27 protein-coding genes and 1 riboswitch are annotated in these 24,489 nt (G+C 61.2%); of the genes, 8 read left to right on the top strand and 19 right to left on the bottom strand.

The genetic code is table 11. The features are described 5' to 3' along the window. Positions 1 to 187: 187 nt before the first annotated feature. Positions 188 to 1,072 (bottom strand): cation diffusion facilitator family transporter, encoded by an 885-nt coding sequence (locus tag BLU26_RS06980; protein ID WP_092285149.1) that lies wholly within the window; start codon positions 1,070 to 1,072, stop codon positions 188 to 190. After that, entirely contained in the window at positions 1,069 to 1,479 is a 411-nt protein-coding gene (locus BLU26_RS06975; protein ID WP_092285147.1) for a polyribonucleotide nucleotidyltransferase, read from the bottom strand. The genes BLU26_RS06980 and BLU26_RS06975 overlap by 4 nt, the downstream gene beginning before the upstream one ends. A gap of 181 nt (positions 1,480 to 1,660) precedes the next feature. On the opposite strand from BLU26_RS06975, the gene hrpB reads away from it, so the two are divergent. From hrpB to BLU26_RS06960, 3 genes are all read left to right on the top strand, one after another. Further along, positions 1,661 to 4,195: an ATP-dependent helicase HrpB gene (hrpB, locus tag BLU26_RS06970; RefSeq protein WP_092285145.1), complete on the top strand. Its 2,535-nt coding sequence runs from the start codon at positions 1,661 to 1,663 to the stop codon at positions 4,193 to 4,195. Between the two features lie 78 nt (positions 4,196 to 4,273). Further along, a complete protein-coding gene (locus BLU26_RS06965) occupies positions 4,274 to 5,293 on the top strand; it encodes a class I SAM-dependent methyltransferase (protein WP_092285143.1) in 1,020 nt (339 codons plus the stop codon). A 38-nt stretch (positions 5,294 to 5,331) separates the two neighbouring features. Then, positions 5,332 to 5,514: riboswitch (yybP-ykoY riboswitch) on the top strand. Between the two features lie 25 nt (positions 5,515 to 5,539). Beyond that, positions 5,540 to 6,112, top strand: a complete 573-nt coding sequence (locus BLU26_RS06960; protein WP_092285141.1) for a TMEM165/GDT1 family protein — start codon at positions 5,540 to 5,542, stop codon at positions 6,110 to 6,112. Positions 6,113 to 6,119: 7 nt separating this feature from the next. On the opposite strand, the gene BLU26_RS06955 is transcribed toward BLU26_RS06960, so the two are convergent. The 8 genes from BLU26_RS06955 to BLU26_RS06920 form a co-directional block, all read right to left on the bottom strand. Beyond that, positions 6,120 to 7,064 (bottom strand): GGDEF domain-containing protein, encoded by a 945-nt coding sequence (locus BLU26_RS06955; RefSeq protein WP_092285139.1) that lies wholly within the window; start codon positions 7,062 to 7,064, stop codon positions 6,120 to 6,122. Positions 7,065 to 7,229: 165 nt separating this feature from the next. Next, positions 7,230 to 8,528 carry a beta/alpha barrel domain-containing protein gene (locus BLU26_RS06950; protein WP_092285137.1) on the bottom strand — a complete coding sequence of 433 codons (1,299 nt, stop codon included), beginning with the start codon at positions 8,526 to 8,528 and terminating at the stop codon, positions 7,230 to 7,232. Positions 8,529 to 8,633: 105 nt separating this feature from the next. Beyond that, entirely contained in the window at positions 8,634 to 8,999 is a 366-nt protein-coding gene (locus BLU26_RS06945; RefSeq protein WP_092285135.1) for a SpoIIAA family protein, read from the bottom strand. A 61-nt stretch (positions 9,000 to 9,060) separates the two neighbouring features. Continuing rightward, complete coding sequence (locus BLU26_RS06940; RefSeq protein WP_157719320.1) at positions 9,061 to 9,483, bottom strand: hypothetical protein; 423 nt, start codon at positions 9,481 to 9,483, stop codon at positions 9,061 to 9,063. Between the two features lie 39 nt (positions 9,484 to 9,522). Next, positions 9,523 to 10,503: an ArsA family ATPase gene (locus BLU26_RS06935; protein ID WP_231702050.1), complete on the bottom strand. Its 981-nt coding sequence runs from the start codon at positions 10,501 to 10,503 to the stop codon at positions 9,523 to 9,525. A 54-nt stretch (positions 10,504 to 10,557) separates the two neighbouring features. Then, a complete protein-coding gene (locus BLU26_RS06930) occupies positions 10,558 to 10,839 on the bottom strand; it encodes a cory-CC-star protein (protein ID WP_092285129.1) in 282 nt (93 codons plus the stop codon). Continuing rightward, positions 10,829 to 12,511 carry a carbon starvation CstA family protein gene (locus tag BLU26_RS06925; RefSeq protein WP_092285127.1) on the bottom strand — a complete coding sequence of 561 codons (1,683 nt, stop codon included), beginning with the start codon at positions 12,509 to 12,511 and terminating at the stop codon, positions 10,829 to 10,831. Before BLU26_RS06925 ends, BLU26_RS06930 begins: the two co-directional genes overlap by 11 nt. Positions 12,512 to 12,671: 160 nt before the next feature. Next, the gene (locus BLU26_RS06920; protein ID WP_092285125.1) at positions 12,672 to 12,923 is read right to left on the bottom strand and encodes a DUF1272 domain-containing protein; all 252 of its coding nucleotides are present in this window, start codon (positions 12,921 to 12,923) and stop codon (positions 12,672 to 12,674) included. A gap of 123 nt (positions 12,924 to 13,046) precedes the next feature. Here BLU26_RS06920 and BLU26_RS06915 point away from each other — a divergent pair, with 123 nt between their 5' ends. Next, the gene (locus BLU26_RS06915; RefSeq protein ID WP_092285123.1) at positions 13,047 to 13,712 is read left to right on the top strand and encodes a DsbA family oxidoreductase; all 666 of its coding nucleotides are present in this window, start codon (positions 13,047 to 13,049) and stop codon (positions 13,710 to 13,712) included. Here BLU26_RS06915 and BLU26_RS06910 read toward each other — a convergent pair. Both BLU26_RS06910 and BLU26_RS06905 read right to left on the bottom strand, forming a co-directional pair. After that, complete coding sequence (locus BLU26_RS06910; protein WP_092285121.1) at positions 13,709 to 14,143, bottom strand: GFA family protein; 435 nt, start codon at positions 14,141 to 14,143, stop codon at positions 13,709 to 13,711. The genes BLU26_RS06915 and BLU26_RS06910 overlap by 4 nt on opposite strands. A 206-nt stretch (positions 14,144 to 14,349) precedes the next feature. Further along, positions 14,350 to 14,796 carry a DUF2846 domain-containing protein gene (locus BLU26_RS06905; protein ID WP_092285119.1) on the bottom strand — a complete coding sequence of 149 codons (447 nt, stop codon included), beginning with the start codon at positions 14,794 to 14,796 and terminating at the stop codon, positions 14,350 to 14,352. A 306-nt stretch (positions 14,797 to 15,102) separates the two neighbouring features. Between BLU26_RS06905 and chrA the strand changes: the two genes are divergently transcribed. Further along, entirely contained in the window at positions 15,103 to 16,455 is a 1,353-nt protein-coding gene (gene chrA, locus BLU26_RS06900; RefSeq protein ID WP_092285117.1) for a chromate efflux transporter, read from the top strand. Between the two features lie 27 nt (positions 16,456 to 16,482). Here chrA and BLU26_RS06895 read toward each other — a convergent pair whose 3' ends face one another. The 3 genes from BLU26_RS06895 to BLU26_RS06885 form a co-directional block, all read right to left on the bottom strand. After that, positions 16,483 to 17,139, bottom strand: coding sequence for a 7-cyano-7-deazaguanine/7-aminomethyl-7-deazaguanine transporter (locus tag BLU26_RS06895; RefSeq protein WP_092285115.1), 657 nt, complete (start codon positions 17,137 to 17,139; stop codon positions 16,483 to 16,485). A 214-nt stretch (positions 17,140 to 17,353) separates the two neighbouring features. Further along, on the bottom strand, positions 17,354 to 18,160 hold the full coding sequence (locus BLU26_RS06890) for a M48 family metallopeptidase (protein WP_092285113.1): 807 nt from the start codon (positions 18,158 to 18,160) through the stop codon (positions 17,354 to 17,356). A 58-nt stretch (positions 18,161 to 18,218) separates the two neighbouring features. Beyond that, positions 18,219 to 18,353, bottom strand: a complete 135-nt coding sequence (locus BLU26_RS06885) for an entericidin A/B family lipoprotein (protein ID WP_092285111.1) — start codon at positions 18,351 to 18,353, stop codon at positions 18,219 to 18,221. A 307-nt stretch (positions 18,354 to 18,660) separates the two neighbouring features. Here BLU26_RS06885 and BLU26_RS06880 point away from each other — a divergent pair, with 307 nt between their 5' ends. Then, positions 18,661 to 20,796: a methyl-accepting chemotaxis protein gene (locus BLU26_RS06880; RefSeq protein WP_092285109.1), complete on the top strand. Its 2,136-nt coding sequence runs from the start codon at positions 18,661 to 18,663 to the stop codon at positions 20,794 to 20,796. Here the strand turns inward: BLU26_RS06880 and BLU26_RS06875 are convergent. Genes BLU26_RS06875 through BLU26_RS06865 form a run of 3 tightly spaced genes read right to left on the bottom strand, consistent with a single transcriptional unit; the run spans position 20,781 to position 21,885 of the window. Beyond that, entirely contained in the window at positions 20,781 to 21,431 is a 651-nt protein-coding gene (locus BLU26_RS06875; protein ID WP_092285107.1) for an SOS response-associated peptidase, read from the bottom strand. The two genes, BLU26_RS06880 and BLU26_RS06875, sit on opposite strands and share 16 nt — an antisense overlap. Further along, entirely contained in the window at positions 21,428 to 21,688 is a 261-nt protein-coding gene (locus BLU26_RS06870) for a putative signal transducing protein (protein WP_092285105.1), read from the bottom strand. Before BLU26_RS06870 ends, BLU26_RS06875 begins: the two co-directional genes overlap by 4 nt. Before the next feature lie 2 nt (positions 21,689 to 21,690). Further along, positions 21,691 to 21,885 (bottom strand): CPXCG motif-containing cysteine-rich protein, encoded by a 195-nt coding sequence (locus tag BLU26_RS06865; protein WP_092285103.1) that lies wholly within the window; start codon positions 21,883 to 21,885, stop codon positions 21,691 to 21,693. Between the two features lie 114 nt (positions 21,886 to 21,999). On the opposite strand from BLU26_RS06865, the gene BLU26_RS06860 reads away from it, so the two are divergent. Next, positions 22,000 to 23,148, top strand: a complete 1,149-nt coding sequence (locus tag BLU26_RS06860) for a 1-acyl-sn-glycerol-3-phosphate acyltransferase (RefSeq protein ID WP_092285101.1) — start codon at positions 22,000 to 22,002, stop codon at positions 23,146 to 23,148. Between the two features lie 22 nt (positions 23,149 to 23,170). Here BLU26_RS06860 and BLU26_RS06855 read toward each other — a convergent pair whose 3' ends face one another. Then, complete coding sequence (locus tag BLU26_RS06855; protein ID WP_092285099.1) at positions 23,171 to 23,449, bottom strand: hypothetical protein; 279 nt, start codon at positions 23,447 to 23,449, stop codon at positions 23,171 to 23,173. A 348-nt stretch (positions 23,450 to 23,797) separates the two neighbouring features. On the opposite strand from BLU26_RS06855, the gene BLU26_RS06850 reads away from it, so the two are divergent. Then, on the top strand, positions 23,798 to 24,259 hold the full coding sequence (locus BLU26_RS06850; protein ID WP_092285097.1) for an outer membrane lipoprotein: 462 nt from the start codon (positions 23,798 to 23,800) through the stop codon (positions 24,257 to 24,259). Positions 24,260 to 24,489 lie beyond the last annotated feature (230 nt).

Raw genomic sequence — 24,489 nt, 5'->3', positions numbered from 1 at the left:
AGCCGCCTCGCTTATCCGGCGAGTCGGGGCAAGAGCATCTAACAGGTGTGCTGCCAGCCGGTTACCCAGCCCACAAGGCACGGGAGCAAGGCAAGATCCCACAAGGAATCCAGCGGACGTAAAAAAGGCGAGCTACTCAACGGGTGGCTCGCCTTTTTGTTGTGCGCGGTTTGCTGCAAGCCGAGGCTCAGGCCGGGTCCTTGTGCACCAGTACTTCGGCCTGGGGATAGTGGGTGATGATGGCCAGGCGCACCTGCTCGCCGATTTCGTGCGCTTGCGCCAGGCTGAGCTCGGCCGGAAGCTCCAAGTGCAGTTGCATAAACCAATGCTGCCCCGATTCGCGGGTGCGCAGGTCATGGATGTCCAGTACGCCGGGAATCGAGCGGGCCAGTTGCAAGGTGTGGGCACGCACGCCGTCAGGTAATTCGCGGTCCATCAGAATCTGCACCGCCTGCCGCCCGATCTGTACCGCGCCAAAAGCGATGAACAGCGCAATGGCCAGACCAAACAGAGCGTCGGCACGCTGCACGCCAAACTGCGCCAACAGAAGGGCGGCGATGATGCTCAGGTTGAGCAGCAGGTCAGAACGGTAATGCAATGCATCGGCACCGATCGCTGTAGAGCCGGTTCGCTTGATTACGTGGCGTTGCAGTGCCAGCAGCCCGAGGGTAGCGATAATCGAGAACAGCATGACCGCAATGCCGGACCAGGCCGCATCAAGCGGCTGCGGATGCAACAGCCGGTCGACGCCTTGCAGTAACACCAGCAGTGCCGAGCCGCTGATGAACGCGGCCTGCGCCAGTCCGGCCAGGGCCTCGGCCTTGCCGTGCCCGAAACGGTGCTCCTTGTCTGCCGGCTTCAGCGCGTAACCCACCGCAAACAGGTTGATGATCGAGGCGCCGGCATCCATCAGCGAGTCGATCAGGCCGGCCAGCAGACTGACCGAACCCGATGCCAGCCACACGCCACCCTTGAGTGCAATCAACACCAATGCCACGGCGACCGAGGCGCGGGTCGCCAGTCTCAGCAGGCGCGCGCGCTCGGCGCTGTCGTGCGTACGCTCTGAACTCACGCGCGCGGCGCGGTATGCAGCAGGGCAATGTGGCTGGGCAGAGGCTGCCGGCTTTCTTCAGCCTGATCGAGTTGCAGATCCAGGTTCAGCTCGCGGTGCAGAATTGCCTGCAGTTTGCTTTTGTCGACCTTGCCATCAGCGTCGATTGCCGGTTGCAGCTGCGAAGGCTCCAGGCTGTAGCGCGCATCCGGCAGATAGATTGCGCCGGTGGCGAAGTCCACCGCGAAGGCAACGACGCCGGGGATGATGTAGAACAACAGGCCGATGCCGTTGAGAATCGCGACGCCAGGATCAATCTCACCGCTGATCTGGCCGCGGCGCTCCGGGTAAAACACGGTGCCACAGGCGGTCAGCTGGGTGGTCAGGGTGGTAGCAAGCAGAACGGCGGCAAGGGGCTTCAGACGCATGGCGACAGATCTCCTGATAAGACGATGTGAGGGTGGACGCCAGCGGGGCACCGTGTGCAAGCACGGGTCGCGCGGAGCTGTGCTGGCGCCACAGCGGTTGCGCATAGCATATCTGCGCGCCGGGCTGACTGAAAGCCCGCAACCCGTATAATGCGGGCCTCTCTTTCGGTATGGTCAGCGCATGAGTGAACTCCCGGTTACCCAGATTCTGCCGCAACTGCTGCACGCCATGGAAAGCCATCTCTCGGCGGTGCTGCAGGCGCCGCCCGGTGCCGGTAAAACTACGCTGGTGCCGCTGGCCCTGTTGCAGGCCGAGTGGCTGGCCGGGCAGAAAATCATTTTGCTCGAGCCGCGCCGGCTGGCTGCTCGCGCCGCAGCCGAGCGCTTGGCCCACATGCTGGGCGAGCCGGTTGGGCAAACCGTGGGCTATCGCATTCGCCTCGACAGCAAGGTCAGCGCGGCTACCCGAATCGAAGTGGTCACCGAGGGTATTCTGCAGCGCCAGTTGCAGGCCGATCCCGAGTTGCCAGGCGTTGGCCTGGTGATTTTCGATGAGTTCCACGAACGCAGCCTGGACGCCGATCTGGGCCTGGCGCTCTGCGTACAAACTCAGCAATACCTGCGCGATGAGTTGCCGCTGCGCCTGCTGGTGATGTCGGCTACTTTGGATGCCGAAGGCGTCAGCCAGTTGCTCGACGACGCCCCGGTAGTAACCAGCCTGGGGCGCCAGTTTCCGGTGACTGTGAACTACGGTGCGCCCTGGGAGTCCCGGCAGTTTATCGAGCCGCTGGTTTGTCAGACGGTGCTGCAGGCATTGAGCGATGAGCAGGGCAGCCTGTTGGTATTTCTGCCGGGCACCGCCGAGATTCGCCGGGTGCAAGCGCAGCTCGAGCAGAGCCTGGGCAGCCGGCCGGATGTGCTGCTGACGCCCCTGTACGGCGAGCTGGACTTTACCGCCCAGCGTCAAGCGATTCAGTCAGCGCCGATCGGGCAGCGCAAGATCGTGCTGGCCACTGCGATTGCCGAAACCAGTCTGACCATTGAAGGCATTCGTGTGGTGGTCGATGCCGGCCTGTCACGCGAGGCCGCCTTCGACCCGCAAACCGGCATGACCCGGCTGCAGACTCGCCGCGTCTCCCGCGCTGCCGCGGAACAGCGCGCGGGCCGCGCCGGTCGCCTGGAGCCCGGCGTCTGCTATCGGTTGTGGTCTGCGCAGCAGCATGAGCAGTTGGCAGCCCAGCGTGAACCAGAAATCCGCCAGGCCGATCTGGCGCCACTGGCATTGCAGTTGGCGCACTGGGGCGTGCAGGACACGAGCGAACTGGTCTGGCTCGACCCGCCGCCCGCTGCGGCCTTGCAGCAGGGTCGCGAATTGTTGCAGCGCCTGGGCGCCTTGCAGCACAGCGAGCGGGGATGGCAGCTGACCGCACATGGCGAAACCCTGGTGAGTCTGCCCATGCATCCCAGGCTGGCGCATATGCTGGTGGTAGGGCAGCGCGTTGGCCTGGGCCAGATGGCGGCGCGGCTGGCCGCAATTGTGGATGAACGTGACCTGTTGCGGCGCGCTGTCAGTGTCGATGCGAGTTTGCGCCTGGCGCTGTTTGACGACGCCCGTGGCGCTGATGCCGACCGCGGCGCCCTGCAGCGTGCGCGCAAGCTGGCCGAGCAGTGGCAGCGGCAACTGCAGCGATTGCCGCAGTGGGGGCAGGTGAGTGATCCAGCGCACGATAAATGGGTGGGCGTGCTGCTGGCGCTGGCCTATCCGGATCGCATCGCGCAACGGCGCGGCGCAGCTGGCAGCGAGTACCGGCTGGCCAATGGTCGCGCCGCTGCCTTTATCGAACCCGACTCGTTACAGCAGTCGAGCTGGCTGGCGATTGCCGCCCTGGGCGGCCAGGCCGCGCAGCGTAATGCGCGGATTTTTCTGGCAGCCGAGCTGGATGTACCGGCACTGCTGGCGCTGCAGCCTGAACTACTGAACCAGCGCGATACCTTGGCCTGGGACGCGCGCAGCGAAAGTCTGTTGGCCGAACGCCAGGAGCGCATCGGCGAACTGGTCTGGCAGCGCACTGCGCTGCCACAAATTGATCCGCAGCAACGTCAGCGCGCGCTCTGTGACGTAGTACGCCGGCAAGGCTTGGCGTTGCTGCCCTGGACGCCGGCGCTGCGCCAATGGCAGGCGCGCATTGCGCTGCTGCGTGCCCTGGATCTGGCGCAGCAGCCCACCAGTGACTGGCCGGATATGTCTGACCAGACGCTGCTCGATAGTCTCGAAGACTGGCTCGCGCCCTATCTGGACAAGGTTACCCGGCTGGCCCATTTTGCCAACCTCGATCTGCCCGGCATACTCGCGGCGCGCTTGCCCTGGCCGTTACCACAACAACTGGACGAGCAGGCACCGACCCATTGGCAAGTGCCGACCGGTTCGCGCATTCGCATTGATTACAGTGAAACGCCGCCGAGCCTGTCGGTGCGGCTGCAGGAGCTGTTCGGCAGTGCCGACAACCCGCGCATTGCGCGCGGGCGGCAGCCGCTCAAACTGCAGTTGCTCTCGCCAGCACAGCGCCCGGTGCAGGTCACCCAGGATCTGGCCGGCTTCTGGCGCGGCAGTTACGCCGAGGTAAAGAAAGAGATGAAAGGCCGCTATCCGAAACATTATTGGCCGGATGATCCGCTGCAGGCCGAACCCACGCGGCGGGCCAAGCCGCGATCGTAATTGCAGGTTTCAGCGTCTTGGCGCTGCGCTTACAATGCGCCCTTTGCGCAACCCGCTGGCCATCATCAGGAGTAGCCCATGGACAATACCAGTCAGATTCTTGAACGCAGTGCCGAGCTGTTCAGCGGCCAGCGTCTGCTGCTGGTCAATCCGACCGCCGACGGCCTGACCCGCAGCCTGGCGGCCGACTGGACGCTCTGGAGCTGGGATTTTGCAGTCATTCAGGGGCTCTCCGGTCAGCTGCCGGCCGAGCGACTGGTGTTCTCCCATCTGTGCCCCGAGGTCGAGGCGCTGGATGCCGCCATCGTGCTCATGCCCAAAGCCATTGAACGTGCCGAGTATGCTCTGGCGCAGGTGGCGCCGTTGCTGGCGCTGGGCAAGCCGATCTATCTGGTGGGCGAGAAGAAGGGGGGTATTACCCGCGCCGAACGGCTATTGGGTGCGTATGGTGCGACGCCGGAGAAACTGGATTCCGCGCGCCACTGTCAGCTCTGGCGGGTGGTTACCGACCGCCCAGCAGCGCCGTTCAAACTGGACGCCTGGCAACAGCGCTACCAGTTGCAGTTGGACGACCAGCAGATTGACCTGCTGAGTCTGCCCGGCGTGTTCAGCCACGGCCGTCTGGACGAGGGTAGTGAGCTGCTGCTGGATGAGCGCAAGGCGCTGCCCAGCGGCAAGGTGCTGGATTTTGGCTGCGGCTCGGGCGTGTTGTCCATTGCGCTGGCGCGGCGCAACCCGGCGTGCCAGTTCGAACTGGTTGATGTGGATGCGCTGGCGCTCTGGTGTGCTCAGCAGTCGCTGCAACTGAACGGCGTTGCAGCGCAGGTGTATGCCTCCGATGGCCTGAGCGAAGTACATGGGCGCTACGCCAGCGTGATCAGTAATCCGCCGTTTCATACTGGTATCCGCCAGGACACCAGCATCGCCGAACGTTTTTTCAATCAGGTAACCCGCAACCTGTTGCCGCGCGGTGAGCTGCGCATTGTGGCCAACGGTTTTCTGCGGTACCCGCCATTGATAGAACAGCACATTGGCCCCTGTGAGGTACTGCGCGAGAATAATCGCTTCAAGGTTTACTCGGCGGTCGCGCCCGGCTGATTTTGCCGTTGCCTGCGCGCGCCGATGCTGTTAAATTTGCCCCCGTCTTAGGGGAGTAGTCTCTCCGGAAGCCTGCCTTCCATTGGCGAACGTCAACATAATTGATCCGCAGATCATGGCGTTCGCAAACCTCAGCCGCACCTCGCGGCACGGGTTTGACGAGACCTATGACATACGAGCACCAGCCGAGGGCGGGGGTGTTTGTGTGTCATTGGTATGTCTGACCCGCCCTCCGTTGGAACCTCCGTGGAAGCTTTTTTTGTATCAACCGGGATTGTCTCGCTGGCAGAGATCGGCGACAAAACCCAATTGCTGGCCTTGCTGCTGGCGGCGCGTTTCCGTCGGCCCTGGCCGATCATCTGGGGCATTCTTGTTGCCACTGTCGTCAACCACGCCCTGGCTGGCGCGGTCGGGCAGGTGGTGGCCGATCTGCTCAGTTATGAATGGCAGCACGGTATTCTGGCCGTATCTTTCCTGGCGGTCGCCGCCTGGACCCTGGTGCCAGACAAGCTGGATGAAGATGACACGCCGCCCATTGGCCGTTATGGCGCCTTCATGGCGACGCTGATTGCCTTCTTCCTGGCGGAGATGGGCGACAAGACACAGATTGCGACCGTGGTGCTGGCAGCGCAGTTTGATGCCTACCTGTGGGTAGTCCTCGGCACTACGCTGGGCATGCTGCTGGCCAACGTGCCGGTGGTATTGCTGGGCAATGCCGCCGCTGACAAGTTGCCGCTGGTGTGGATACGCCGGGTGACGGCGCTGGCCTTCTTGCTGCTGGGGTTGTATGCCGGCTGGCTGGTGTTTCAGCCGGCATAGGCGGCGTTCAGTCCAGGCCGCTGACCTGCCGGTTGCGGCCCTGTTGCTTGGCCAGATAGAGGTTGCGATCCACCGCGTCGATGAAGGCGCGGGGTTCGTCCTTCTGGCTGGGCGTTATGGTGCCCAGACCCATGCTGATGGTCAGTATCTGGCTGACGGCGGAGTAGTCGTGCTGGATCTGTTCTTTGAACACCAGGTTGCGACAGCGTTCGGCTACGCGCTCGGCCGCGGCAGCGTCGGTTTCCGGCAGTACCAGAATGAACTCTTCGCCGCCGTAACGGGCGAAAAAGTCGCGTGAGCGCGCTGCGGCCGTGTTCAGCGCCTTGGCCACGCGCCGGAGGCAATCATCGCCCTTGAGGTGGCCATAATGGTCGTTGTACTGCTTGAAGTAGTCGATATCGATCATGATGACCGACAAGGGCTGGCCGGTGCGCCTTGAGTTGGTCCACTCCAGTTGCATTATCGAGTCGAACATACGGCGGTTGGCCACGCCGGTCAGGCCATCCTTGAACGACAGCTCTTCCAGCTCTTTCTGGAGGGTCAGCAACTTTTCTTCGGTTTTCTTGCGCTCACTGATGTCGAACATGAAGCCAACCAGCGCTTCTACCTCGCCATCATCATTGCGCACCACGTGCACCACATCGCGAATCCATACGTAGTTACCGTCGCGGGTCAGCGCGCGATAGTCGGCTTCGTGATCGATGCCTGATTGCGATTGCGATACGCAGAAATTCACCACCCACTCGCGGTCCTCGGGATGCATGCGGTCGGACCAGTCGTTGACGCTGAGCCAGCTGTTCTGGGCCCAACCCAGCAGGGCTTCAATTTGCGGACCGATGTAGGCGAACTGCATGGTCGCCCAGTCGATTTTCCAGGGAATGGCCTTGGTGGATTCCAGCAGGGTTTTGTAGACGGCGCTATCCTGTTCTATCTCGCGGGCTATGTCAGTCATGGTCCTTCAACTCTGAGTAGGGAGTGCAGAGTGCAAGGTTCAGCGGCTTCCCTGGCGCGTGGCTGCTGATCCATGCAGAAATCTGTCGAACGTTAAGGGTCTTTTTTACGACCAGCCGCACGGCTTGTAAAGCCTTGTCTGGCTCATGGCCGCCGTTGCAACGGCTCACAGGCTGTTGCAGGCTCTGTCGTAGAGCGCCAGTAACTGCGCCGGCTGGTCGTAGACAATGCGTTCTCCGGCGCGCAGTTCGCGCCGCATCAAGCGCACCATCTGTTGCAGGACTGCCTGGCTAAAGCTGTCGGCGGGCTGGCCGGTGACCTCGGCCAGACGCCCGGCAATCACCGCCGGGTCGCTGACCACCGGGCAGATGCGGTAACGGTAACTGCCCCCAATGGCTTCCGGGATGAGATCCATGAAGCGATCGGCACGCTGGCGAAAAAAGCTCAACGGTAAGCGGTACGCGTTGTAACCCAGGATTGGCAGGTCGTCCGGTACTGTCTCTTCTTCGTCGAGCACCTGCAGCTGGGTTGCCAGCGGCAGTAGTTGATCCAGTTGATAGCGCGTGCTCATGTGCGGGTTGCCGACACGCACCAGGTTGGCGATCAGCTCACCCAGCGAGGCATGACCGATGATCGCTGCCCGTTTGGGCAAGCCGCCCCACGCGCCATCGGCGCCGTTGAGCAGCGCTTCGAGCACCGAGGCATTCTCGAACCCGCCGCCGGCATGCATGTGCACCAACAGCTTCAACGGCGCCGGCAGCACGCAGCGGATGGCAGCAACAAAGGCACCCACCTGGAACGGCAGGTAGGTGCCGCGGTCGTCCTCGATGCTAATGCCTTCTATGGGTTGCTGGGCGAGCAGGGCGAACACACTGCAGGCTGTGTCCGGATCTTCGGCCAGGGCATCGCAGCCGTCGACCACGTTGATCAGAATCTTCGGTGCACCGCCATTATCGCCACGAATGTTCTGCTGCAACCAGGCGATGCTGGCGGGCAGGCTGCGCACCAGTGTTGGCAAGTCGTACTGGCCGGCCATGCCATCCTTGCTCAGGTAGATTTCGTGCAGGGTGTTGGGCACGCGGTAATCGCGCAGCTTGAGCATTGATGGCGAGGGCGTGAACTGACCCTGCGCGTCGACCAGGCCAATGTCGGTGAAGGCGTAGCAGCCGGTGGTATCGATCTGCTGGTCACGCAGGTACAGCATGAAGTCGTCATCGACTTCGAGTTCATCGGGCATCGAGTAGTCGAGGGTGCCGAGCAATATCTTGTCGAAGCCGAAGGCGCGCACCTTGGGCAGGATCGCCAGCTTGTCGGCCAGGGTTTGGCCCACGCGCGCGCCGACCGGGTTTTCCCGCAGCGAGAGATCGATCAGAAAGGGTTCAAGGTTGCGCAGTTGTTCTATTTTGGCCTGTGCGCTGCCGAGAATGCTATGAATGCGGCCGCTGGTGGCGGTGTCGAGTGCCATAACTGCTCCTGTCCCTGGAAAAGTGATGGCTTCTGTATAGCACGACTTTGTGGCAGCTTCGAGAGGTGGCTTGGTTGTCAGTCGTTAACCGGGAGAGCGAGCATCTCAGCCGGCCAGAATCCAGCGCTTGGCGTCCTCCAGTTGATCAAAGCCGAACGGCCTGATCTCGGCGGCGACCAGGTGAGAGCCAATGGCTTCGGCCAGGTTGCCCAGATTGCTATCGCTGGCGACGGCAATTCGCTTCACCTTGCGATGGTGCTGCTGAACAAAGGACAGATGCGAAATCATGGCGCTGAACGAATCCCAGCCCGGAAACGAGTGCACGTGAATGATCATGCCGCGCAAGCCGCCGTGCAGCTCGATGAAGGGATCGACGGCGGCGCCGGCACGGCGAAAATCCTCTTCGCTGAGGGTGCCGTGGGGTTCGAGGGTGACGATGGCGCTATCGGGGTCGAGCGTGATGTTGAGCATGCGGTGATCCTCCTGCGCTACGCGGGTATTACTGCAGTTGACCCAGCGTAGCGCTGTGGGTTCAGCGAATCTGGCCGCCCTGCGGGCTGCTGCCGTAGGCTTCGGCGCTCAGTTGTTGCTGAATGGCCGACGAAAGGTTCATCACCCAGCGGTTGTAGTTACGGTGAATTTCACCGTTCTTGTAGTCCAGATTTTCGCTGCTTTTGTGGCGAATGCTGTAGCTGTTGGCGGAGTAGGGGATTTCGACAGTCGCCTGATGGTCGCGCAACAGGATACTGGCTTCGATCAGTCCCGGTTCGACCAGCCGCGGCTGCCAGCCGTAGCGGGTAGCCCCCAGCATGATGGCCTGTTCTACCTGTTGCTCGGTGGGCTCAAAGTCGTTGTTGTAAACCTGGGTGCTGGCATCGCTGACGTTGTAGATCGGTTGGCTGGTGCAGCCGGCGATCAGCAGTAGTGCGGCGGCGGTCATTAATAGCTGTTTCATGTGGTATCCCTTCTCTGTCATGGGTCTTAACCTAATGGCTTAGAAGCCCTGAGCTGCCAATTGTTCAGCAATGCTCTGCAGAATATCCAGACCTTGGACGTCGGTTTCCAACCACGGCAAGCGGGGTAGCGGCAAGTGTCCAAGCTCGTGCTCAATACGCTGCAGGTAGCTGGCTTCCTGTTCTCGACGGCGTTGTAGAAACTGACCGTCGGCCGTCGCCGGAATCACCCGGTTGATCAGTGCGGCGACGATGGGAATGTCCACCGATTGCAGCGCGCTGACTGCGCGGGCGGTTTCCAGTATAGGCAAACGCTCTGGCGTGAGCACGAACAGAAAGCCGCTTTGCTGATGATCCTTGAGTATCCGCCTGGCCTGGTGGAATAGTCGGCGGCGGTTTAGCAGAGTATCGGCGATGTCGCGGGTTTTGCGGTCAAGGTCGCCCAGTTCATTGGTTTGCGGCGTATCAAAAGGGCTGTCGATATCGCGACCGCGCTTGGGCGTAAGGTGTTGCAATACCTTGCCCAGTTCCTCTGACTTGCGGTTATGGCTGAGCAGTCCCTCGGTCCAGGCGGCCATGGCCTCTGGCAAGGTAAGCAGTCGCAGGGTATGGCCGGTGGGCGCGGTATCGAAAATGATCAGGTCGTACTCGGGGTGCGGCGTGCTGATCAGCCGGGCAATCCGTTCCAGCAGTGCTGCTTCCTGGGTGCCCGGGGACTGCCGCGTCAGCCGCAACTGGCGCTCCAGTTCCGGCAGCATTTCGGCGCTGGCGAAGCGGCGCATCTGGGCGCTGACGCGTGCCAGGTGCGCTTCGACCTCGGTATCGGGGTCGATTTCCATGGCATCGAGGTTGGGCAGCAGGCGCCGTGGTGTGTCGTCCAGCTGCTTGGCGAACACGTCGCCCAGGCTGTGCGCCGGGTCGGTTGAGACAATCAGGCAGCGTTTGCCGCGGCCGGCGGCGAGTACGGCAAGGGCGGCGGAGACAGTTGTCTTGCCTACCCCGCCCTTGCCGCCGACCCAGATCAGGCGGCGGTTGAGCAGGTCAAAGCGTGCGGTAGTGATAGCGGGTGCTCCAGATCAGCAGCAGCGAAAGTGGTCCAGCGGCGAGTGCTCCATGCCCATGCGTCTGTGCCAGTCATGGAAGCGCTGCAGCAACAGCGGCTGCAGTTCCAGGGTGTAATAGCTGGCTGGGTTGGGCACGCCCATCATCTCCGAGAACACCAGCAGCATGAACAGGTCATCTTCATCGCGCCGTGCCCGGGCAATGGCGCCACGGTAGCGCGTGCTGTAGGTTTCCTCGAGAAAGAAGCGCGCCTTGCCTAGCCAGGCGCGCCACTCCCCGGCTTTTTCAGGAGGCATTGCCGTCCTCTGCAGCCGCTATCGCGCGGTGGCGCTTGAGTGCGGCGGCACATTCCATGGCCACCAGAATGGCTGCTATCAGTACCACAATGTCGAGAAACAGCAGGAAGTAGTTCTCCTGCTGATAGAAGGTGCGCAGCTGGGTCAGCAGCGCCACCACGGTCATTACCAGCAGAAAGCACAGTGGCGCCAGGGTGTACCACATCGGGCGGCGCATGTGCACCAGCATCACGGTGATTACCAGCAGGGTGAGGCCGGCGAGCAACTGGTTGGTGGTGCCGAACAGCGGCCAGATAATCATGCCGCCGGAGCCATCGGCGCCGGCACCGAATGCCAGCAACATGCAGCTGCCAACCGCCAGCAGGGTGGCAACCAGAGGTTTCTGCATCCAGGGCTGGTTATAGATTTCGCCAAATTCCTGGAAAATGTAACGCTGCAGGCGCAGGCCGGTATCCATGGTGGTACCGGCAAAGAGCGCCGCCATAACGGTGAGCAGCGTGGCAGCAGTGACCTGCGGCAGGCCCAGCCCGTTGTGGATGATGTACGCACCGCCCTCAACAAAGGCGGTGACGCCGCCCTGGCCAAAGGCCGAGTACATGGCCTTCCAGTCGGTCAGACTGGCAAAGCCGGCGGTGGCGACCAGAATCGCCGCCAGCGACAGACAACCCTCCCCAATAGCACCGAAGTAGCCAACAAAGCGTGCGTCGGTTTCCTTGTTCAACTGCTTGGACGTGGTGCCGGAAGCGACCAAGCCGTGGAAGCCGGATATCGCCCCGCAGGCAATGGTGACGAACAGTAGCGGTATTATCGAGGGCGTACCGGCGGGCACGGCATCATTGAACATGGGGGCAACCATTGTCGGATTCAGCAGCAGGATGGCGCCGTAGAGAATCAGCAAGCCCACAAACAGTTGCAGACCGTTGATGTAATCGCGCGGTTGCAGCAGCATCCACACCGGCAGGATCGACGCTACACCTGCGTAGATGAACAGCAGCACGATCCAGACTGCGTTACCGGAGACGCCAGCTACCTCGGCAGGCATCTGAATCGGCATGGACGGGCCGGCAAAGATCAGCGCGTAGAGCGCAATCACACCGATAACTGAGACGCTGACCAGGTTGAGGATGCGACGGTAAATCAGTTGGCCGACGATCAGTGCCACACCAATGGCGCCCCAGACCGGCAATACGGCGGTCGGAAAGCTCATCATCAGTTTGGCAATCACCACGGCAAAGACCGCGTTGACCATCAGCAATACCAGGAAGATGACGATCATGAAGATGCTGCGGGCGCGCTTGCCGACCACATCGCCGGTCAGCGAGCCGACCGAGCGGGCCTTGTTGCGCACGCTGGCCCAGATGGCGCCCATGTCGTGTACGCCGGCAAAGAAGATGGTGCCGAATACCACCCATAAAAAGGCCGGTGCCCAGCCCCAGATCACGGCTATAGCGGGGCCGACGATGGGCGCTGCGCCAGCGACCGAGGTGAAATGGTGGCCCCAGAGTACGAACCTGTTGGTGGGGACAAAATCGACGCCGTCTTCAAACTCGTGCGCTGGCGTACGATAGTCGGGGTCAAGGCGATAGATCTTTTCGGCGATGAACTTGGAGTAGATGAAGTACCCCAGAGACATCATGGCCAGACCGGCCAACAACAGAATAACAGCGCTCATGCAAGGCTCCCGGTTTTGTATTTGTGCGCGGCTGCGTGAACCAGACCCTGGTGGGGTCTGGCCTAACTATAGTCGACGCGACCGCGAAGGGTAGCCGGGTTGCACAGTAAATAGGGCGGCTATGTGACTAAAGTCTATGTTCTTTCTGCCCGGTGCCGAATCAGCGCGTCTGCCGGCAGTTGCCGTGGACCTTGAGTACGCGCTGCGTGGAGGCCGGGTTCGCTGCCAACAGGCGCTCCGGACGGCTCGGCCGTTGCAGCAGATTGCCGCCGCAGTTGGGGCAGGTGAACTGCAGGTGTCGCGCTGCGCAATCGTGGCAGAAGGTACATTCAAAGCTGCAGATCAATGCGTCTTCTGCAGTCGGTGGCAGGTCCTTGTCACAGCATTCGCAGTTGGGGCGTAACTCAAGCATGGTGGCTCCGGCAAAACAGGGGTGGTGCAGCGAGTATAGCCAGCTTGCCGAGCTGACAGGTGAAAGCTCGGGGCTTGCGGTGTAGGCTGTGTGCCTTGATAACGACTCAGAGTGAGACAGTCCATGAGCACCAACCTGCATATTGATATCGTGTCCGACATCGCCTGCCCTTGGTGCGCCATCGGCTATGCCCGGCTGGAACAGGCGATGGCTAGTCTGGACGGCGAGCTTCAGGCCGATGTCGAGTGGCATGCCTTTGAGCTGAACCCGGACCCGGACAGCAAGCCGCAACCCATTTTGCAGGCACTGAGCCGTAAGTACGGCCGCAGTGAAGCCGAGATGGAAGCGGCGCAGGCCAACATGATCGAGATTGCTACCGACTTGGGGCTGAATTTCAGCAAAATGCAGCAGCGCTACACCGCCAACACCTTTGATGCTCACCGACTGGTGAAATGGGCGGCGGAGCAGGGCAAGGCGACGGCGATGAAACAGGCGCTGTTTGATGCCTATTTTGGTCACGCGGAGAACGTGGGCGAGCGGGATGTGCTCTTGCGCTGTGTGCAGAAGGTAGGACTGGATGCAGACGCCGCGCAGCAGGTGCTGGCCTCCGATGCTTATGTTGAAGAAGTACGCAGCGACGAGGCGCGGTATCAGCAGGCGGGCGTGTCGTCGGTACCGGCATTTATTATCAACAATCAATACCTGATTTCCGGCGCCCAAGAGCCAGCCTATCTGGTGGAAGCGCTGCGTGAAATCGCCCAGCAGGGCGCCGAGGGCGCGCCGGCCTAATCTGCGGTCTTGCGTACCAGCGCCTCGGCACCGGGCCAGCCCGGAAACTGCGGCAGGTCATCGGTTATCTGGTGCCAACTGGCCTTGGAGTCGGTAAATAGATGGCCCTGCGGCTGCTCGGTGATCTCACCCTCAAGCCCGCCGAGCGCGATGCCCAGCACTTGCGGGTGATCCTTGTAGGTGCTGATCAGCGGCGAGCCGCAGGTGCGACAGAAGTACTTGGTGACGTTGTCGGATGAATCGTAGGTGGAGAGCTTGTCTTCACCGCTGAGCCAGCTGAACTGACTGCGCAGAATAGAGGTGCGGGTGCGAAAGGCTGCACCATGCCAGCGGCGGCATTTGCTGCAGTGGCAGTGGTAGATCGGGCCGAGATTTCCGGTTATTTGATAGGTGACCGCTTCACAGAGGCATTTTCCGTGTAGTTCAGTCATGCGTCATGCTCCTCCCTGACAGGTTTGTCGAATAGTGCTGTGTGCTGATCGATCGCACTCGGCCTGGTCGCTCGTTGCATGCTGAGAGGGAGTGGTGACCCATCCGCTAACTGCAGCGGGGTACCGCAAGCAGCAAGGCAGTTGCGAACGGGCGTAGCAATTGAAATGACCGGCGCCTAGCGCTGCCGGTCATCTTGCCACAGGCTTCAGAGGTTGCTGTGAATCAGGCTGCACTGCTGCACACCGGAACGGCCCTGCTGCTCACTCACCAACTGCAGTTTGGAGCCGCCGGAGGCCATGCCCATTTTCACTTCCTGCCAGACGAAGTAGTTCTTGTTCTTCTCGGCATTGATCAACAGCGAAGAAGCGCCATTCTGTGAGCTGATAGTGTGCGACCCCTCAGGCAGCTGAAACATGAAGAACGACTTGGGCCCGGTGGTGCCGGCGCGCTGGCCGTCGACCGCGACCGGCATGGAGACCGCAGCGCCGAAGGTTTCGTTGCGGTAAACGTAAACCTGAGCGAAATCGGGGTGGGTGTTGAATTGCTTGGCTTCGGCATCCATGGCGGCGGGCGCCTTGTTGACGCTGGCGCAACCGGTAGCCATCACCGCGCCCATGAGTACTGCAGAGAACAGCATTTTCCTGATTAACATCGACTACTTCCTTTTTGTGGGTGATTCTCTTCAGTGCTTCCGGGGCCTTGGCGGCGGATGCTCAGAGTGCCAGCGAGCAGTGGCCGAACGGTAAGCACAAACAGGCAGAGTATCGGGGGCATCCATGCCGCAGGAGGGCCGCGAGGCAGTGCCTGCGATGGCAGAATAATGCCTCTGGCGGTGATTTTCGGCTAGCCCCTCAAGACAGTATTTTTTCCACAATATTGCAATCTGGTTGCAACCTGACTCTGGCATGCTGCTGAAATAAGGGCGCGCGCTGAAGGTGGGTTTACAAGAGGAGCTGGTATGGACGCACCGCAAACACACGAGGGCTCGGCCAGCTCAGCTGCGCAGGCCTCACTGCGTGAGGCGCTGCTGTTTTGGCTGAAGCTTGGCTTTATCAGCTTTGGCGGCCCCGCCGGCCAGATTGCGCTCATGCATGAAGAGCTGGTGGATAAACGCCGCTGGATTTCCGAGCGTCGTTTCTTGCACGCGCTGAACTACTGCATGATGCTGCCCGGCCCCGAGGCGCAGCAGTTGGCGACCTATCTTGGATGGTTATTGCACCGCACCTGGGGCGGGGTAATCGCAGGGGTGCTGTTTATTTTGCCCTCGTTGTTTTTGCTGGTGCTATTGGCCTGGTTGTATCTGGCCTACGGTGATCTGCCCTGGGTGGCGGGTCTGTTTTATGGCATCAAGCCGGCGGTGACTGCCGTGGTGTTTCAGGCGGCCTGGCGGATTGGCGGGCGGGTGCTGAAAAATCCGTGGCTGTGGGCGATCGCTGTAAGTGCCTTCGTGGCAATCTTTGCCCTGAGGTTACCCTTCCCGCTGATTGTGCTGGGCGCCGGCGTGGCGGGTTATCTCGGTGGGCGCTGGCGGCCTGCGTATTTTCAGCTGGGCGGTGAGCCCGCTAACGCTAAGCGCGAGCACCCGTCCGCGCTGATTGACGATCACACGCCACCCCCCGCGCACGCGCGTTTCAGTTGGCCTGCGCTGGCTCGGCTGCTTGCGGTTGGGGCCTTGCTCTGGTTGCTGCCGATGGCGGCGTTGACGCTCTGCTTTGGCTGGGGCGGCGACTTGACGCAGATGAGCTGGTTCTTCACCAAGGCGGCGCTGTTGACCTTCGGTGGCGCCTACGCGGTTTTGCCCTATGTGTACCAGGGCGCGGTAACCCAGTTCGGCTGGCTGACGCCAACCCAGATGATTGATGGGCTGGCGCTGGGTGAAAGCACGCCGGGCCCGCTGATCATGGTGGTGGTCTTTGTCGCTTTTGTCGGTGGCTACGGGCTGGAGGTATTTGGCCCGGCGCAGGCATTTCTGGCGGGTGCGGTAGCGGCCTTTCTGGTGACCTGGTTTACCTTCTTACCCTCGTTTCTATTCATTCTGGGCGGTGGCCCGCTGGTTGAATCGACCCACGGTAAGCTGTCGTTCACTGCGCCGCTGACGGCAATTACAGCGGCGGTAGTGGGCGTCATCGTCAATCTGGCGTTGTTCTTCGCCTACCACGTGTTCTGGCCGCAAGGCTTTGCGGGCCAGTGGGATGCGGGCGCTGTGGTGATTGCCTTAGTGGCGGTGCTGATGCTTTTTGCGGCCAAGCGTTCGGCATTGCAAACGCTGGCGGTCTGCGCGCTGCTGGGGCTGGGAGTCAGCCTCTGGTAGCAGCGCGCCGTGGACGTGCTCGCCAGATCAGTGGCTGGGTGCAGGCGTGGGGCCTGATATGCGGCGCAGCAGCGCATTCAGCAGTACGCCATATAGCGGCAGGAACAACAGCAGGCTGATGATCAGCTTGATGGCGTAGTCCACCGTGGCGATTTCGACCCAGTGGGTCGCCATAAACTCGTTGCTGCTGCGCCAGAACGCGACGGAGAAGAAGGCGAAGGTGTCGGCCAGGTTGCCGAGCACGGTCGAGAGGCTGGGGGCAATCCACCAGCGCTTCGATTGGCGCAGGCGATCAAACACCTGGATGTCCAGCAACTGGCCGATGACATAGGCCACGAAACTGGCAAGAGAAATACGTAATACGAAGTCGTTGAACGACAACAGCGCTTCCAACCCGCGATAACTGCCCTCCTGAAACACCACTGATACCGCGTAAGACACCACCAGCGCAGGCAGCATCACGCGCGCAATCACCTTGCGTGCGGCGCCCTTGCCGAGCAGGCGGACGGTCAGGTCGGTGGCCAGAAAGATAAAGGGAAAGCTGAAGGCGCCCCAGGTAGTGTGATAGCCAAACAGCGTGATCGGCAACTGAACCAGATAGTTGCTGGCAATGATGATGGCGATATGAAAAGCAATCAGCAGCGCGAGGGCCTGCTGCCGGCGCGCGGGGGAAAGGGTCTGCATCTTGTGTCCTTTTTACCGGTTCGGAAGCCGTGCCTCCGCCGTTGTTTGTAAATGGGGTTAGGGAACCCATGTCGGCCAGTATGGCCTTGAGCGGCGGATATTCTAATGATTTATCGGCGCACGGCCAGTTATTTTGTGCGCAATGGATGAACGGGACGTTCAGCGGGGTAAGGGTCAAGCGGATGCCGGGCGCCTGGCGGCGCCCGGCAAGGGTTTACTTGTTAGCTTGGTAGAGCGCCTCAACCCGGGGCGCGGCAGCGCGCAGGGCATCGATGCGGCCGGAGGAGGAGGGGTGCGTGCTCATGAAAGCCGGTGGCTCACCCTGCGAAGCGCTGGACATTTTCTGCCACAGGGAGACCGCAGCGTCGGGGTTGTAACCCGCGCGGGCCGCCAGTTCCAGGCCGATCAGATCGGCCTCGCTCTCATTCGAGCGGCTGTTGGGCAGGGTCAGCCCATACTGTACTGCCATTTCGGCAGCCTGCTGGCTGCCGGCGCCCAGACCCAGCAGGGCGCCTGCCAGTTGCGTGCCCATCTGTGTCGCATAGGCGCGGGATATGGCTTCGCGGCCATGCTCGCGCAGGGCGTGGGCGATTTCGTGGCCCATGATCTGGGCAATCTCATCGTCGGTCAGGTTGAGTTTGTCGATGATGCCGGAGTAGAACAGGATCTTGCCGCCGGGGGCGCAGCTGGCGTTGAGCTGGTCATCCTTGATCAGGTTGACCTCCCAATCCCACTGCGCAGCATCGGGGCGGAAATAAGTGGCTTGCGCGGTCAGGTCGTCGGCGATCTTGCGCAGACGGCGCACGGTGGCCGCGTTGGTGTTCAGCACGCCGGCCTTTTTGGCCTCGGCGAGGGTTTCGTCATACGACTGGGCGGCCATCTGGTTGACTTCTTCACTGGATAAACCGCTCATCATATACTGGGTGCGGTCTACCCCCACATTGCCACCCTGGGTGGTCTGTACGCTCTGGCAGCCGGCCAGCGCGATGACCGGGACACACAGCAGAAAACGCAATCGCATGGTTCTATTTTCCTTGAATAACTGGGCGTGGCGTTTGACCGCCACGCCATTGTGGTGCTTATCGATCGGCAGAGTCTTCAATACCATCGCCAACCTTTTGCACATCCTTGCCAAAGCCTTCAACGGTATTGCAGCCCGAGAGCACAGCGATACCGAACAGGGTTGCTACAAGCATCATCAGCGTTTTTTTCATTATGTGTTTCTCCAGATTGATTGAACGCAATACACACCCGCACCGGTAAATCTAGCAGAGCCTGGGGCGCTGCCCAGTTCGCGACTGTTTCGGCGGCGAACCGGGTTAACGGGCGCGGTGCATAAAATGCGGTAGTTCAGCACACGGAAACACGGCTAGTATGGTATGGCCATCACCGGTTTCAGGCAATTCGACAGCGCCAAAGCGCCAAAGTCCTCACAGGATTGAAGTTTTTTTGCCTTGCGCCGATATAACAACAAGAACATGTACGCGCCGCCCTAGTCTGGCCGCTAAGCCGAGGTAATCAATGAAATTCAAGTCGATTCAGCTATCCATCGCAGTTCTGGCTGGAGCTTGTCTGTTCATCGCAGTGGGGGTTATGACGCTGTTTTCCGTCTACTCCTCCGAGCGCAGCCAACAACACGTGCAAGCGCGTAGTCAGGAATTGCTGGAAGGGGTGGTCAAGGAGCGTTTGCTGTCGATCGCCAACGCTGAGCGCGCGCGCATTCGCCGCCATCTGGAATTCCCGCTTGCCGTTGCCTCGCAATTGGCCAACCTCAACCAGATGATTGGCGAGATCCAGCCTGATGGCATGCCCGCGCTGATGATGGGGCGCGAGGAAATGACCCGCGTGATTGAAATGACCCTCAAGGAAAACCCGGACCTGCTGGGAGCCTACGTCGGCTGGGAGCCCAACTCGCTGGATGACCTGGACAACTTTTTTGAAGGCGTTGAAGGTGGCGGCTACGATGGCACTGGCCGTTACATGCCCTGGTGGTACCGTAACGCGGACGGCTCACTCACGCTGGACTCGCTGTCTGATATGGAAGATGAAACCCTCCTCGAGACCGGTGTGCGCGCGGGCGAATATTACCTCTGCCCCAAGGAAAGCCTGCGGCCCTGCGTGACCGATCCAGCGCCTTATGAAGTGGGCGATAAAACCATCCTGCTGTCCTCCTTCACGGTGCCTATCATCAGTGAGGGTAACTTTGTGGGTGTGGCCGGGGCCGACCTTTCGATGGATTTTCTGCAGGGCATGCTGCATGAGAGCGACAACGAGCTCTATGCGGGCCAGGGCCAGCAGGCGCTGATCAGTGAGCGTGGCCGTCTGGTGGCGTACACCGGCAGTGACGCCAAGCCGGGTGATCGTGCCGACAGCGTACTCGATGCGAACGATCTGGCTAACCTGGCGCGCCTGCAGGACGAGCCCATTTACGACATCGACGAAGCTGGCGGACATATTGAGCTGGCCATGCCAATCACTATCGGCGGCAGCAACGTGCGCTGGTCGCTGCTGATTATTCTGCCGCTGGATGCCGTGATGGCAGATCTGGTAGCGCTGGATGCCGAGCTGGATGCCCAGCGCACCAGCTCGGCAATTATGCTGGCGGTTGTCGGCTTCCTGGTGGCCCTGGTCGGGCTGGTGGTGATGGTCTTCGTGGCCTACGGCCTGGCCAAACCGGCACGCCAGTTGGTGGCGATGCTGGACGATATCGCCAAGGGCGACGGGGACCTGACCAAACGGCTGAAAGTGGAGCGCGCCGACGAGCTTGGCGCGATTGCCAAGGGTTTCAACGCCTTCCTCGACAAGTTGCAGGGCATGATCAAAGAGGTTGTGGGGTCGGTCCAGCAGGTAACGGATGCCTCCGAGCATACCGCCGATATCGCTATCCGCACCAACGACGGCGTGCAGCGCCAGCTCAGCGAGATCGATCTGGTGGCCACCGCGGTGACCGAAATGACCGCAACGGCGCAGGATGTTGCGCGCAACGCTTCGCAGGCGGCCAGTGCGGCGCACAATGCTGATGGCTCGGCGAACCACGGACGGGAGGTGGTGCAAGCGACCTCGGCGACCATTCAAAGTCTGTCAGAGGATATTCAGCGCGCGGTAGACAGCGTGCAGTCGCTGGCGCGGGACAGTGAAAACATCACCGGGATTCTCGATACCATCCGCGGTATTGCCGAGCAGACCAACCTGCTGGCGCTGAACGCGGCTATCGAGGCGGCGCGCGCGGGTGAACAGGGGCGCGGCTTTGCCGTCGTGGCGGACGAGGTGCGCAACCTGGCGCAGAAGACCCAGTCGTCGACGGCTGAGATCCAGACCATGATCGAGCAGTTGCAGAACGGCACCCGCGAAACGGTCAAGGTGATGGAGCAGAGCCGCGCGCGTACCGATCAGAGCGTGCTGCAGGCCGAAGAGGCGGATGCCGCCTTGACCTCTATCACTCAGGCGGTCTCGGTGATCAACGACATGAACAATCAGATCGCCAGTGCCGCGGAGCAACAAAGCGCTGTGGCGGAAGACATCAACCGCAATGTGACCACTATTGATACTGTCGCCAAGTCGGTCGCTGCGGGTGCCGAGGAAGCCTCTCAGGCCAGTGCTTCACTGACCAAGTTGGCCGAGCATCAGCGCCGCCTGATCAATCAGTTCAAGGTCTGAACCGGGCCGTGGGGGTTGCAGCAATGCGGCCCCTTGGTCAGCGGGCTGCTGACGGCACTGGCCACGGGATGCATCATCTCGACCTGCGCCTCGGCGTTCATTAGCAGCGGCTGCAGGGCGGTAACGGCGGTTGCCTCTGCCAGCCAGATGGCTTGCTCGCCGCTGTTCAGCGCGACCGGCATACGCTCGGCCAGCTTGGCCGGCAAGCCCTTGGCCGGCGCGGTGATGAGTGCGCAACTGTCCCAGTACTGACCGTCATCCAGCTGATAACGCTCCCACAGCCCGGCCAGTGCCAGGCCGCTTTCGCGGCGCCGCAGATACCAGGGGTGCTTGCGCGTGCCGTTGCTTTTCCACAGGTAATAGCCATTGACCGGAAGCAGACAGCGGCGTTGCGCCAGTGCCTGTTTGAACATGGGTTTTTCATGCAGGAACTCGGCGCGTGCGTTGAAACTGGCGCGGCTAAAATCGGTCAGCCAAGCGGGTGTCAGATTCCATAGTACCGGCACGCATTCCAGACGCGCCGCCTGTTTGCGCAATATCAGAACGCGCGCGCCGGGTGGCAGATTCCAGTCGGGTTGCCAATCGCCGGGAGTACTGGCGTGCGGCGGGGTGAACTGGGCAAGACGTCCGGTCATGAAGGGCGAGAGTCCGGGTCAGGCTGCTCGCCGGCTGCCTCTAGCGGGCTGGCTGCCAGGTAGTCGTTGATTAGCTGGCTGCCGCGCGGAGCGTCTTCATCGCTGAGCCACAGGGCAATCAGGTCGTGCGCTGGCAGGTCGCCAACAGCGCCTTGCAGGTACTGGCCGCTGATATGGCAGTCGATGTGATGGTCGGCCAGCATGCGCTGCAACAGTGTGGCCTCGGTGAGATCGAGGGGGCGATAGATACACTGCATGCTCAGTCCTGCTCGCGGCGCAGATCAACGTGGTATTCGTCTGCCTGCGGATCAATCCACAGACTCACATGGATGGGCTGACAGCACACCTGGCAATCTTCGATGTAAGCCTGCGTGCCGCTGGCGATGTCCAGTAGTAGGACGATGGCTTCGCCGCAATGCGGGCAGGCGAGGGTAGCTTCTTCGAGGGCCTGCAAGGGATAACTCCGCTGTAGCGAGTGTGACGCCCAGTGTAGCCCTATCGTCAATTTGGCGAAACCGCTGTGCGCGTCGCATAATGCGCGGCCTGAGCTTACGACATTGAGGATTACATGGGCGAGTTTGATGCTATTCGGCCGTATGACGATGCTGAAGTGCCAACGGTAATGGCACGATTACTGGCCGACCGCGATCTGATGCGGATGCTGACGTCCTATCGTTTTCCGCGCCTGTCACGCTGGTTCCCCGGCCCGTTGCAGGCGGCGGTGCAGTGCGGTCTGCGCCGTGAGGCGCGGGGTATCGCCTGCGTGGACACGCTGCAGCACAAGCTGGAGCCCTATCTTGATCGTCTGATTGAAAGTAGCACTCTACAGGTGACCTACAGCGGCCTGGAAAATCTGCAGAAGGGGCAGTCTCACCTGTTTCTGGCCAACCACCGCGACATCGTGATGGATCCGGCGTTCGTCAACTATGCGCTTTACCACGCGGGCCATCCGACGCCGCGCATGGCAATTGGCGACAATTTGCTGCAACGTCCCTTCGTTGCCGACCTGATGCGGCTGAACAAGTGCTTCATCGTCCATCGCTCGTTGACCGGGCGCCGTGAGAAGCTGCAGGCATATCAGACCATGTCGGCTTATATCAGCCACTCGTTGCGGCAAAATGAGTCGATCTGGATCGCCCAGGCTGAAGGACGCGCGAAGGATGGTCTGGATGAAACCGATCCGGCGATCATCAAGATGTTCTGCATGAGTCGAAAGGGTGAGGACTTTGCCGAAGTGATTCGCTCACTGCGCATCGTACCTGTCTCCATTGCCTACGAATGGGACCCCTGCGATGGCATGAAGGCCCGTGAACTTGAGCAGAAGGCCCGTCTGGGTGAGTACCGCAAGGAAGCCGGTGAGGATGATCGTTCCATCGCCATGGGGCTGACTGGTTACAAGGGACGGGTGCATGTGGCGTTTGGTCAGCCATTGCAGGAGGACTATGCCGATGCCAAGGTGGTGGCGCGAGCGGTAGATCAGCAGATACTTACCCAATACCGTTTGTATCCCAGCAATTATCTGGCGCTGGAACAACAGGGTGAGCTGCCGGTAGCGGTGGCGGATTGGCGCAGCTCGTTCACCGCCGCCGAGGTCGCCGCCGAGGAGCGCCGCTTTGCCGAACGTCTGGCCGCGGTGTCACCCGCGCAACAGCCGTATTGGCTGTTGCAATATGCCAACCCGGTGCGCAGTCGCTTGCGGGTGCTGGAGGCAACCTGAGGCGGCATTTGCCGCCGACCCGTTATATCTGGGTGCTGATTACACTGAGCAGCAGTGCCAGACTGAGGCTCAGCGCGCCAACGCTATAGAACAGGCGGTTGCTGCGCATTGTCGCGCGATCGTTGGCGTTCAGCTGCGGCGCCTGCGCAGCAGTAGCCAGGCGCTGGGCTGCCAACAGACCGCGCAGCTGGGTAGCCAGCCAAAGCCAGCTGCCGGTAACGGCAAAAAACAGCGCCAGTGCGTTAATCACCAGCGCCGGATGCGCAAGGTAATACAGCCATGCTGCCTGCAAGGGAGACATGGGCGGTCCTCCGAACAACGGAATCGGTAACCAGCGGTACAGGATGGCCAGCCAGCGATTAACCGGTGCGCCGCTTCCGGTCCTGTCTGTACCTGTCTATTCTTGTGATTATGGAGGGTTACGACGAAACACAAATGGGATGATGTGGTGGGCGGCATCCGCCATTCCACCGGTTCATAAGCAGGCGCGATTTTAGGCCAATTGGCGATTGAATTCGACCAGTGAGGCCGCCTTCCCGATCAATGGTGGTGCCGCCCTCTGGTGCGCCTTGCCACCTATACGGCAAGCTGCGCAGCCTGGTGAGCACAACCCAGCATGACTATTACACCCACTTTGAGGTTTACAGATATGAACAAGCAACTGATGACAACTCTGCTGATGAGCGCTGTGCTGGTGCTGTCCGGCTGTGCGTCATCGCTGACCGGCGATACCTACAGCCGTGAAGATGCGCGCGCCCCGCAGATCGTGCGCATGGGCACTGTGGAGTCCGTTCGGCCGGTCAAGATCGAAGGCACCAAGACGGTGGTTGGACCTGCTGCCGGTGCTGCGATTGGCGGTGTTGCGGGTAACAGTGTGGGCGGCGGCAGTGGACGCGCGATCGCCACTATCGTTGGCGCCTTGGCCGGTGGTTTGGCCGGCGCGGCGGCGGAAGAGGGGGTTACGCGTACTCAGGGGGTGGAAATCACCGTCACCGAGGACTCCGGCCAGACCCGCGCCTACGTGCAGGAAGCACAGGAAGGCGTCAATTTTGCCGCGGGTGACCGGGTGCGGGTGATGACCGTAAACGGCGAGTCGCGGGTAGTTAAGTAAGCTGCAGCCTGCGTAACCCGACCCTGCCCTGGCCGGGTTACGCATTTTGTAACGCAATGCGTGAATGCCAGGCGTCGCGCACCCGGTCACTGCCTCTATAATGAGCGCCCTGACTGGCGCGCGGCGACCGGCAGGTGCCTGCCGTGCTAGGCTGATGAGTCACACGAGGCCGCTCGGGCTGGTAGCGCACGGAGAGCGGAATCACCGGTAATAGCCTTCTTGGCCATTGA

This window comes from Halopseudomonas sabulinigri (assembly GCF_900105255.1).
In the GTDB taxonomy this organism is placed as follows: Bacteria; Pseudomonadota; Gammaproteobacteria; order Pseudomonadales; family Pseudomonadaceae; genus Halopseudomonas; species Halopseudomonas sabulinigri.
This window is presented reverse-complemented; position numbering and strand designations above follow the sequence as displayed.